The organism is Bacillus sp. SCT118, assembly GCF_058566435.1.
The window spans coordinates 2235527-2248347 of the sequence record NZ_CP191225.1; the positions used below are offsets into that span (position 1 = coordinate 2235527).

Consider the following 12821-nt stretch of genomic DNA (forward strand, 5'->3'; position numbering starts at 1 on the left):
AGGCATCGAGAATTTCTTTATGATTCATACGATTTACTCCCTTCTATGATGTTTTGCACACTCTTAAAATCCAATTTCCCTAGCGCCACCTCTTGCATTAATCCGATGATTTGCTCGTCTGTATACGTGTCCTTTATTTGATGTGCTGCTGCGCTATGATTTTGTTTTTCCGCTTTTAAGGCCAAATGGTCAGATAGAGCTTGGACTGTCTGACATTCAAGGATTTCCCGACCGGCCATCTTCAGCTGCGTGGTTTTTTCGATATGCCGCATCAATTTTCGGCCAAGAATTGAATCCATCCCATAATCCAAAAAGTTTCTTTTGAAATTGATTCGATCCTCAGATATGCCCAATTCTCGTGCTAAAAATTGAACAATGATCTTTTGAATATGGGTTTTGCCATTCGGCTCGTCAATCTCTGTTTTCATATCTTGTGAATGCTGTTCAACGGCCACTGATTGCTGGGTGCCTGACGAAACCCAATACCGCTCCCTTGCAAATGGATAACCAGGTAAAGAAACCATTCGAACGTGATCGCCATCATGAAGGAGTTCCCAAGGAATCTGATATCCTTTCACCCAGCATTCCGCGATGTTTTCCAAATTTCTTTCTTTTGCGAGAGCCTGCAGAACTGCTTCATCTTGTTCTTCTAATATCCCTTCTGTATATCCTGTATAAAGGGATCTCTGTTGGCCCGATATCCCACCATTCTTCATTGCTTCCACATATTCCTTCAATTTTCGCACCAATTGCTCCTGATTGTTTGCAACGATCGCTAGCCTTGCTTCCATGGCTTTTCTCCCAACCTGAAGCGTATATGCCACATCAGGTAAAGAAAAGTTATGATTCTGCTCCAGATACGCAATCATGCGGCAGGCAGCATCCTGAAGCCGATCGTCATTTTGGGCTGAAAGCACGATGACCTGCGGTGACCCTTGATGCCGCTGTGTGGACGGCTGATCATCCGGAATGTATTCTTCAATGACTGCATGTGCATTGGTGCCGCTGATTCCAGTCGTGCTGATCGTTCCCATCCTCGGCTTCTGATTTTTCCTGATCCACGAACGGTTTTCTTTGCAAAGTACAAATGGGCTTTCTTTAAACGGAATATACGGGTTTTCCGATTCACAGTGATGAGTGGCCGGAATGATCTGGTTTTTCATAGCCATCAGCATACTGATTAAAGCAACCGTTCCTGACGCTGCAAATGTGTGTCCGATTAAAGGTTTAATTGAGCTGATCATACAGAATTGCTTCTGCTTCGTATACTTGCTGAACACGCTCGTTAACGCTTGGACCTCAAGCGGATCACCAAGATTCGAGCCGGTACTGTGCGCCATCACATATTGAATATCGAGCGGATTGATTTCATTTTTTTCATAAATGTTTTCGATCAATTCTGCCTGGCTAAAAGGATTTGGCGCAGTAATGCCGTTGGTTTTGCCATCGTAATTCACGCCGCTGGCCTTGATGCAGCCATAAATATGATCTTTATCTTCAATTGCCTTTGATAATGGTTTCAAGAGAACAGCAGCCACCGCTTCACCTGGCACAAGACCATTGGCATCCTGGTCAAACACTTTGCATTGTCCGTTCGGAGACAGCATTTCGGCCCTTGTCAGCGCCTCAAAAGACATGTGAGAAATATTCAAGCTGACGCCGCCGGCTAAAGCCATTTCACAATCCCCCTGACGCAGAGCTGAACATGCCTGGTGAATCGCTACCAGTCCAGATGAACATGCTGCTGTCAAAGCCATATTAGGCCCTTTTAAATCCAATGCGTATGCGATTCTCGCAGACAATGTGGCGTTTTGTGTTCCGTTAATGTAATCCGAATCTCCGGTTAGGTGCGCATATTCCCCTTCTTCCACACCTACATAAACACCGCAGGATTTTCCTTTTATCCGATCTCCCATATAGCCGGCGTCTTCAAACGTGTGCCATGCTTCCTCTAGAAAAATGCGCTGGCGCGGATCCATGCTTTCAGCTTCTTTAGGCGATATTTGAAAAAACAGCGGATCAAACCGGTCTATGTCCTTCAAAAATGCACCCCACCTTGGCACTGCTTTTTCTGGATCTCTGTTAGCTCTCCCCCAGTCCCGGCGTTCGCCCGGGATGTCAGAGATACACGATTTACCGTTTTTCAGATTATCCCACAGCTCATGGACCGAATCAGCTTGAGGGAACCTGCCGCTCATGCCGATAATGGCAATAGGCTCATCGTGAACCTGCCGAATGCTTTTTTTACTGGTTTCTGGTTCTAAAGCTACAGGAATTGCTGCATAAGCTTCAGGGGGCTTTTGCGCCTCTGATGCATCATCCCGGTAAAATGCTTCAATCAGCTCTTTGTGATCGGTTAAGAAAAAGCCGATCAATTCTTGTAAAGTCGAATAGCCGAAAAATAAAGCCGGTGTCACTTCGATGTTGAAATGCTTTGATAACACATTCGAGAATTTAGCCAAGTAGATTGAATCAAATCCGAAGTCGGCCCAATTTTTGTTCAAATTCAGCTTGTCCTTTGAAATCTTAAGCAATGTGTGAATATGCTCTTTCAAGTCGTGTTCTAAACGCTTTTCAACGCTTAACGTTTTTACCTCATCCTTGTTTTCTTGTGCTAGAGGGGCTTGAGTGGCCGGTTCTGGAATAGCTGGTTCAGTCATTCCTAAAAATCGGCTGACACGGCTGAGCTGACCGGCTATGACGAGATGCTGAGCATCCTGCTGAGCTAGGATGTGCTCAAACATACGGATGCCTTCCTCGGCTTCTAGGAAGCGTTGGCCGCTTGATTTTAGGTACATATCCGTTGTTTCTTCATCACCGATCTTCATTCCGCCATCCTTCCATACAGGCCAGTTGATGACAAACGTTTTACCGTTATGCAGCTCATTTCTGTATTGTGCGTAAGCCATCTGAAACCTGTTGCCAATCGCATAATCACAACATCCAAAATCCCCTAAAACCGCAGAAGAAGAAGAAAAATAACACATAAAATCAAGGACTTCATTTTTAAGCCATTCATCAAGCGCTATCGTGCCGTTGATTTTCGGTTCAATGATGCGCTGGAAGCTTTCGATCTTTTTGTCAAAAATAGCAGAGTCGCTTTCGATTCCGGCTGCATGAATGACACCGTTGATGGCACCGAATCGGTCTTTCCCTCTTTTTACGCAGTCTCCCATTGCGATAGGATCAGACACATCGGCTTCTGCATACATCGCTTCGCCGCCTAGATCATTTAATTCTTTTATTTGCTTTTGCTTCTCATCATTAAAAGGCGACCGCCCTGTCAAAATCAGGTTTGCGGCATAGTTTTTGGCCAAATGCTTGGCAAATAAATAACCAAGCCCTCCTACACCGCCTGTAATCAGGTAAGTACCGCCAGACTTCAATTTGCTGTCGTCCGGTTGTATCGTTGTCTGTTCAATGTGATTTACATATCGTTTCGCATTCTGATACAAAACCGTTTGTTCAGCTGAAGCCTGTAATTCTGCCCATATTTTACGTGTCCAATCATCCATCGATACTTGTTCCGCCGGCTGAAAGATTCCAGTCACTTTTGTGTGCGGAAGGACAAGCCCGAGTGAACGTTCGAAGCCAATCCATGATTCCAGATAGCTTCGGTCAAGACCATCTTCAAAACATCCTGCCAGCAGCAGCCGTGAAGGATGAAGCTTTGCTGCGGACATACCTTGTAATAGGTAAACAATACAGGAATGGTCCTTTATACAGCGCTTGTCTTCCATAGGCCACATATAGAGGATTGCATCTGGTTCTCCAAGTTCTTCTTTAATGCTCTGGAAGGCCTTTTCAAAAGTAACTGGTTCTTGCCGCACAATCTGGTAGCTATATTCAGACTGTTTGCTGTACACTTCGCCCTGTGATATAAAAATGACCTTAGTGTCTTGATCAACGTTTTTCAAGACTGAAGCAAATGCGTTTTGCTTTTCTCTTTCAGTCAGAAAACAGATGAGCGTTTTGATACGTTTCGATGTGAGAGTCGCCGGCTCTTCTTTCCACACTTCTTGAAACGTCATAACCTTGAAAGGTTCTTCTGTTGGCTGATCATGATCCTGTTCTATAGACGCCGGAGCCTTTGCCGCGCCTGGTGCCCAGTAACGTTCTTTTGCAAATGGATATGCCGGAAGACTGATCCGGACAGGCGTTTGGGTGCCGTACAGCATGCCCCAGTCGAAAGACAAGCCTTTCACCCAAAGATCCAGCAGTTTCGTGTATTTCCCTTTGCTCATCCATGCTTCTATGATTTTTTCCGTATCCTCATCCGCTGATAAGACTGCTAACGCTTTTTTGTTATCATCGATGCGATCCAGATACAGGCTGTCTGCTTTGTTTTCGATAAAATCGTTCAGCTTACTCTCAAGATCCTCTAGTGATTCCGCTATAAAGGCCAGCCGTTCCTCCATTGCTTCACGGCCTGTTTGCAAGGTATAGGCAATCCTGATCAGGTCTGTTTCGCGGTACCTTTTTTGTTTGATGGCTGTAAGCAGCTGTTTCGCTTTTTCTTGCAAGCGTTCCATGTTTTTGGCCGATAGCACAATCAGCGCTGGAGGATGGTCTTTCGGCGTTTGCGCCCCCGTTCTTGGAATATATTCTTCCAGGATGATATGGGCATTGGACCCTCCGGCGCCAAAACTGCTCAAGCCAGCGCGCCTAGGCACCTCTTGCCCGCCAATCACCGGGCGTTTCCATTCACCAAGTTGCTGCTGAACGACAAATGGCGTATGGCTGAACTCGATGTTCGGATTCAACCGCTGAGCATGCAATGATGGTGCAATTTGGCCATATTTAAACTGAAAAAGTATTTTTGTCAGCCCTGTAATTCCGGCTGCACTTTCACAATGACCGATATTTGATTTGCTGGAGCCGATCGCACAAAACTGTTTCTCCTGCGTATCTTTCTCGAATGCTTTTGTTAATCCCGCTATCTCAATCGGATCTCCTAAAGCAGTGCCTGTTCCATGCGCCTCTAAATAACTGATGGTTCGGGCAGGAATGTCGGCGCGCTCCATTGCTTCTTTAATTACCTGTGCCTGTGCATGAGGATTTGGAACCGTGTATCCATTTGTTTTTCCTCCGCTATTAATGGCACTTGCCTTTATCACACCGTAAATATGGTCACCGTCCGCTATTGCTTGCTGCAGCGGCTTTAACACAATGGCGCCTACGCCTTCACCGTCGACAAAACCATCTGCATCATCGCCGAATGATTTACATGTATCACTAGCAGAGAGCATATTCATGACAGATAAATTCTGATAGTGAACCGGGTCGACAACTAAATTGACACCGCCGGCAATGGCACAATCACTCGATCCGCTATAGATGCTTTCCAGCGCTAAATGAATCGCTGTCAGGGAGGATGAGCAGGCTGTATCGACTGCAAGACTCGGGCCTTGGAAATTCAGTAAATAGGATATTCTGTTGGCGATAGACCAATAGCCATAGCCGGTCGGATAATTTTTGTTCATGACTCCGGCAAAGACGCCGATTTTTCTGCTTGAACAGAGCGAGTCAGGCGTGTATCCCGCGTCTTCAATACTTGCATAAGCGGTTTGCAGAAATAATCGCTCCTGAGGGTCCATTCTTTCTGCCTCAAGCGGAGAAATCTGAAAGAATAATGGGTCAAACTTGTCCATATCCTTGATAAATCCGCCCCATTTCGTATAAATTGATCCTTCTTTTCCTTTTTCTTTATCGTAATAAGCTTTCCAATCCCAGCGATCTTTCGGAATTTCCTCAATACAATTTCTTCCTTCTTTTAGGTTGTTCCAAAAGTCTTCTGCTGTTTCCGCCTGAGGATAGCGTCCAGAAATGCCGATAATGGCAACGTCACGGCTTGCAAGAGTGTTTGTCGGAGTTTCTTTCTCCCCGCTGAAGCCAAGCTTGCGATAGCGCCGTGTTTTTTTAGCGGCCTGATCAGGTTTCTGTGAAGATTGGATTCTGCTTTCGGCCGGGGTCTGTTGTTGAACTTGACGGTCAAGACCTGTTAATTTCATCAGCGCTTCTGTTTTTGTTTTGATGAAATGCTCCACTAATGCGTCAATGGTCTGGTACTCGAAAAATAAAGTGCTGCTTACATGGTCAAATTCTTTACGCAATGTATTCGTCAGCTGGACAACAACGATAGAATCAATACCGTACTTTTCAAGCGGTTCAGATGACTCAATCTTTCCTGCAGGAATTTTCAACGTTTCCCCGATTAGTTTTTTCATATATTCTGTGCTTTTTTCTCTTAGGAGAGCATGTTTTGATTGTCCAGCTTCCTCTGAATCTATGGTATGAATGTAGGCTGGCTCCTGATTAGACGCTTGTGAAACAACCTTCTCCGGCAAGATCACATTTTTCTTCATACGTCGAACCAGCCCGTTGCTTGAGGCTGCGACGATTTGGTGACTCAGATCATGTGCCGCCTCGGCCGGGAAAAAGACAGATTCAAAGCCTTCGCTTTCAAGTGCCGCTTTCCAGCTGTCAGGATGTAAGCCTGGACAGCCGGGAATCCGCACTGCAGGATCTTCATACAGCCACCAGCCTTCCAAAAGACCAAAGGTGATGTGAGGGAACAGGCTGTTTCCCGCCATTTCATTCAGCAGCAGCATTCCGTTGTTTTTCATTACCGCTTTTGTATGCCGCAGTGTTTGACGGATATTTTTTGTTGCGTGAAGGACATTAGCGGCAATGACGACATCATAGCCTCCCGCTTCAAATTCCTGCTGATCAATCGGTTTTTCCACATCAAAAAGCTGATATGTCAGGTACGGATTTTCCGCCCCATATTCCTTTTCTGCATGCAGCAAAAATGCTTTAGACAGATCTGTATAGCAATATTCGTTGATGTGCTTTTGATATGGTTTCAGTTTTTCAAAGATTCCGGCACTCGTGCCGCCTGTGCCTGCGCCTATTTCCATAATGCGAATCGATGCCTCAGGGTCGTGCTTCAGACGTTCATCCAGATAAGCTAATAATGTATCGGCAAGCACTTTATTAAAATAGTCTGCCACTTGGTTATGCTTATAAATGCCTTCCACCAGTTCCATCGAGGAATGCGGGAACATGATATCTGTTGCAGGGACTTTCCCTGTCAAAATATCCGGTAATGCTTTCAGCATGGCCTCTGCTAATACAACCATCGCCTTTGTCTCGCTGTCTTTAAGCCACTTTTCTTTTTTCGCATTCCATTCTTGCCAAAGCAGCTCGATATCCTCTGCTTGGTCCTTCCTCACCAATGAATCTCCAACTTTCTTAAGATAGCCATGCTGCAAGAGAAATTCGCTGCTTTGCCGAATCCATTTTCCATAAAATTCATGAGTCTTATATTGTTGAAGACGTTCAACCGATAATGTATAACCATCAAACAGCCCGGCCGTTTGCAGCTGTCCTAACAACAGCCTGTAAAGAAGATCATCAAGCTCTTCATGTGTCACTCTTTGAACTCGTCCCGTAGTCGGCAGACGCTCCATCAGGCTCTCTGTATCTGCTGAAGGTTGCTCTGGATAAAGAGTGATGAATTCATTCTGATTCACGCCTTCGACTGCTACAGGCTTTGTCGTATGAATGAAAGCTGTTTGGCTGACTGGCCCAGAAAGCAGTGCTTCCAGCGCCTTCATAGCCTCCGCAGGCTCAATTAAACCTAAGCCGATTTGATTCATGAGCTGTACATAATGTTCATCCTCAGCCGCTTCACTATTCCCCCAATATCCCCAGTTCATGACTTTTACAGGGCATGCCCAGCTCTGAGAAAGCTGGTGGGCAAAAGCATCTGCAAATGTACAGCCAGAGGCATAATGGCTTTGCTTCACATTTTTGATATGGGCTACAAGCGAAGAGAAGAATAATACAAAATCTACATTCTCCTGGCGGAACACTTGGGCCATCCGAATACTGACATCGATCTTCGCCGCCAGTCCAGCGGTGAATTCTTCCGGCTTCATTTTTTCCAGGCTTTGCTCAAATAAAACCATCGCAGAGTGAACAATCCCGTGAATATGAGGATGGCGTTTTTTCACTTGATCATAAGCCTGCTGCAATGAATGTTTATCGGCTGCATCGGCTGCAATGTAGAAAGGCTCAGGGCCAAGCGCCGAAAGTCGGTCTATTTTTGACTGGATGGCAGCATTAAGTTGACTTCGCCCAATCCAAACGATTTGCGCTTGGTAGCGGCGGATCATGTACTCACTCCACGCCTCTCCGATATACCCGGCTCCTCCGATGACCACATAGACTCCGCCTTTCCGATATAGCGTGTCGCCTGACAGTGAGTGCCGATATGGGATCAATTGCTGCTGATGCCATTGCTGATTACGATAGGCCCAAGCATGGCCAAGGCGGTCAGCTGGGAGCGCAAACATGTGATTTACCGGCCATGTGCAGCCTTTTTCAAGATCGAGAAGACGGATTTTCCAGTGTGGATATTCCTTTGCCATTGTGCCGGCAAGCCCATGAATGCTTGCATGGGCGGGTTGTACTGCCTCATGTTGCATAACCGGCTGCGCTTGGACGGTCACAAGAGACCATTCAAGTTGTTTCTCGCCATAGCCTAATTGCAGGCATGCTTTCACAAGCTTAAATAGGTGAAGAACAGCTTCTCCTTGTCCATCACTACCTATAGACGGGGCAATCCACAATACATGGTCAATGCTTCCGTACGCTTGCAGTTTGTCCGCTATTCCCTCAATGTCATCTGCAGGCCGGATATCGATAAAGGAAACTTGCGGATAATGATGCTTTATTAATGCGCGATCAGCTTCAGCAGCACCGCATAAAACAACTCGTGTACCAGCAAACGAAGCATTATCCTTCGTATCTGAAGAGACTGGTTCCCAGACAGGGATCATCATCGTATGCCCGGTCATCTGAGAATCAGTTAAAAGTTGCGGCATTGAATGCTGCTCTCCATCAAGTGCCCGCATCGAGGCACCCTTCATTCGCACACAAACGTGTCCGTTCTCATCACATAAATCAATATCATACTTTCTGACTTTGTCCTCCGCTTTACTGTCTGAACTGTATCGAATATAAGACCATATCTTCTCTGGACATGGGCTGAAAATATCAACCTCCTGCAACGCAAATGGAAGAGACAGCGTCTGAGCTTGTCCAGCGGCATTGACTGAGCTAACGATAAAACCGACTGTGGCATGGAACGCGGAATCCATCAAACTCGGGTGGAGCGCAAAATGCTGCCTGTCGTTTTTTAGAAAAGCGGGTAACGAGATTTTTGCAAGCAATTGATCTTTGCCGACATAGACTTTTTCAATCCCTTGATAGCCCTCTCCATAGTCAAGCCCAATCTTTCGAAACGCTGCATAGCATTGTTCTGACGTCACTGTGTCCAAACTGCATTCTGTCTGTATTGATGAAAGGTTTAAAATGGAAGTGTCCGTTTCATCTGAAATGACAGCGCGACCTTGGCAGTGTATCATCAGGGCTTCTTCTTTATGTTCAGAGCTGCTATAAATGTCAAAGGAAATGTCCCCGTTATCCTCAGGAAAAAGGCCAATATGTATTTCTTTTGGTTCACTTTCTATCGTGATAGGACGCACCCACACAATGTCTTTAAGCGACACCACTCTTTGTTCGCCGTCCAGATCGCCTGCAGCTTTTTCCGCTGCTTCTCTTGCCATTTCTAAATAGGCAACGCCCGGCAAAATCTTCTGTCCCTGTACAACATGATCAGAAAGGAAAAATTCCGTGCCTGTAAATACAGAGCTAAAGCGCTGCTCAGTAAAGTCTGATGTATTGCGGTGCACCAGCGGATGTAAGATATGATTCACAGTGCTGGTTTTCATTTCAGGAACCGGGATCCAGTAGCGCTCCCTTGCAAACGGATAGGTCGGAACACTGATTTTAAGCGGCTTGCGATCGCCGTATAGGCCGTCCCAGGTGACCCGCTTTCCTTGAACCCATGCTTTCGCCATTTCCATCATTTCACTATCTCTTATCAAATTGTTATTCAGCGCATTTACCGAAGTTGGCCCAGCAGCCTCCTGATTCTCCTTGGCTTGTCCCGTCCAGCAGCCCTCGATCTCTTCTTCGCCATTGGCAAACGCTCGAAGTTTAGCCGTTAAATCTTTTATGTCTTTTACAATGAAGGCCGCACGCTCCTCCATTTCAACCCGTCCTGCCTGCATGGTATAAGCTAACGCTAAAAGATTGACGTCCTCGCTAAGAAAATCAAGAAGTTTAAGAGCGTAAGCCTGCAGACGATCTTTGTTTCTCGCAGACAAAGGTATCACTATTTCTTTATTTTTCGTTAAAATCGTCTCTGAATGGCTCTCTGCCGGAATATATTCTTCCAAAATAAGATGCGCATTTGATCCTGAAGCGCCAAACGAACTTAAACCGGCGCGGCGGGGATATGTGACGTCCACCCCGTTTTCTGTAAAAGATGGCTGCTCCCATTCCTTTGTTTCATGCTGGACAAAAAATGGGGTTTGATCAAGCTTCAAATAAGGATTCAGCTCTTCTGAATGTAATGACGGCACCAAGGTTTTATGATGCAACTGCAGGACAGTCTTTGTTAAGCCGCTAATGCCGGCTGCAGCTTCAGCATGGCCAATATTCGATTTAACAGAACCGATTGAACAGAATTGCTTGTCCTGCGTATTGCGGCTGAAAGCTTTTACTAACCCCTGTATTTCAATCGGATCTCCCAATGAGGTGCCAGTGCCATGGGCTTCAACATAACTGATGGTGCGCGGATCAATTCCTGTTTTTTCTAGACACGCTTCGATAACATCAGCTTGAGCTACCGGGCTTGGTACTGTAATTCCGCTTACTTTCCCTACATGATTTATCGCACTGCCTTTGATGACAGCATAGATTCGGTCACCGTCCTGTTCAGCTTTTCGCAGCGGTTTTAGCAATACTGTGCCGACACCTTCTCCAGATACGTAGCCATCCCCGCCTTTACCGAAAGTATGGCAATAGCCGTCACTTGAGTGCATCCCTACACTGCCATAGCTGATATATTTAGCCGGATGCAGTGACAAATTGACGCCTCCGGCAAGCGCGGCCTCGCATTCTCCATTCCGGATGCTCTCTATTGCCAGATGAACCGCAGTTAATGAGGAAGAGCAGACCGTGTCCACCGCCATGCTTGGGCCGTGGAAATTACAATAGTAAGAGACCCTGTTGGCGATTTGCGCATAATTCAGCGATAAAGGAAATGGATTGTGTTCTGATAGAGCTTCAGCTCCTATAAGGGAATAGTCCTTATGCATAACGCCGGCAAACACACCGACATGCTGTCTTTTATTTTCTCCCTGCGGTGAAGCAATTGTCTCTGGTGTATAACCCGCATCTTCAATAGCTTCCCAGCACGTCTCTAAAAATAACCGTTCCTGAGGGTCCATCATTTCCGCTTCACGCGGAGAGATTCTGAAAAATTGAGGATCAAAACAATCAGCATCCTCGATAAACCCGCCCCATTTTGACAATGGCTTGCCCGAAGGTGAATCCAGTCCATTGTTTTCTTTCCATTCCCAGCGTGAGTTTGGAATCTCTGTGATGCAGTCGGTACCCGCTTTAAGCTGTTCCCAAAATTCCTGTATATTTTTCGCCTTAGGATAGCGTCCCGCCATTCCGATAATGGCTATGTCCTCCCCGATCTCTGGTGAAGAGGTAACACCCTCAGGACAATCCTTCATTGGTGAAGGAGATTGGCGGACAGCATTGTCCGCCTCTCCAATTGAATAGTGATCAGCAAGATGAGCAGCTAGTTCTGCAATTGTTGTAAATTCAAACAGCAGTGTCGGAGCAAGATCCGCTCCAACCTTATCTCCAATTTCCTGAACCACGGTTAGCAATGACGGAGAATCCAGACCAAGCTCATAGTACCCAGCGTGGATATCCATTTGTTCTGCCGGCCTTTCAAGCTGCTTAGCAAGCAACTGACGTAAATACATTTCAAATACGGGATAGTCCCGACTGATGTTCTGAGAGACAGCAGCTCTTTCTTCTTGAATTTCTTTTGCAGAATGAAAGGCTGACATATTCCGTACAGACTTGCCTGCAAATTGTTTCAGCTCGGCCACTTTTTGTCCTGCTGAATTAAAATATTCAATCGTCATATAAGTGAGTTCTTTCTTTTGGCGCACAGATGAGGAGAGGATCCGTGCTGTACATCCTTTTTGCAATCGTTCTGAAGCAGAAAACGATTCATAACACAATGGCAGATACATCGTTTGATCTGAGAGCAGGCAGCTTGACCCTATGCCGCTGCCGTCAATAAGCGTCGGATGAAACAGAAAAGCTTCAGAATGGCGCAGGGCGTCCTGTCCAACTGCTAAATCAATTAAAGCACCCTCTTTGGTTTCATAAATCTGTCCTTCCGCCTTCATCATGCCGGTATGGACTAACTCCTGAGAACGGCATTGTTCATAGATTTCATCTAAATTCAGAATTCTGTCAGCTGTATTTTTCCACTGATTAAGGTCTATTGATTCGGCAAAAGAAGTTTGCTCTTTACGATGCATGTCAGCAGTCACATATTGTCTCTTGTCAGATAGTGATTCTCCATGCTGTTTTTGTCCGTCGATGATGATGGACCATGTCCCTTCCTTTCTTTCAGACACGTGAATGGTCAGGGCAATGTCATATGACTCATCTGCGATCAAAGGGTAAAAAATGGTCAGGTTTTTTAATTCAAGCTCTTGGTATGCATAACCATGTTCCTGGAATACTTGGTAGATTAAATCTATATAAGCAAGGCCGGGTAATAACGCTTGTCCATATACCTTGTGGTTGGACATGATTGGATTATTTAATGAAATGTGCAGTTGTTCAGTTATCATTTTCCCACTCCTCTC

General features: G+C 45.8%; 1 protein-coding gene. It reads right to left on the bottom strand.

Annotated features, from left to right (window positions below):
• Positions 1-17: 17 nt before the first annotated feature.
• Positions 18-12806, bottom strand: a complete 12789-nt coding sequence (pksM, locus tag ACQVGT_RS11550) for a polyketide synthase PksM (RefSeq protein ID WP_015483248.1) — start codon at positions 12804-12806, stop codon at positions 18-20.
• Between the last annotated feature and the right edge of the window lie 15 nt (positions 12807-12821).

Bases quoted from the DNA above. Each gene is read 5' to 3' on its own strand.
- pksM (WP_015483248.1), bottom strand. From the start codon at position 12,806: ATGATAACTGAACAACTGCACATTTCATTAAATAATCCAATCATGTCC.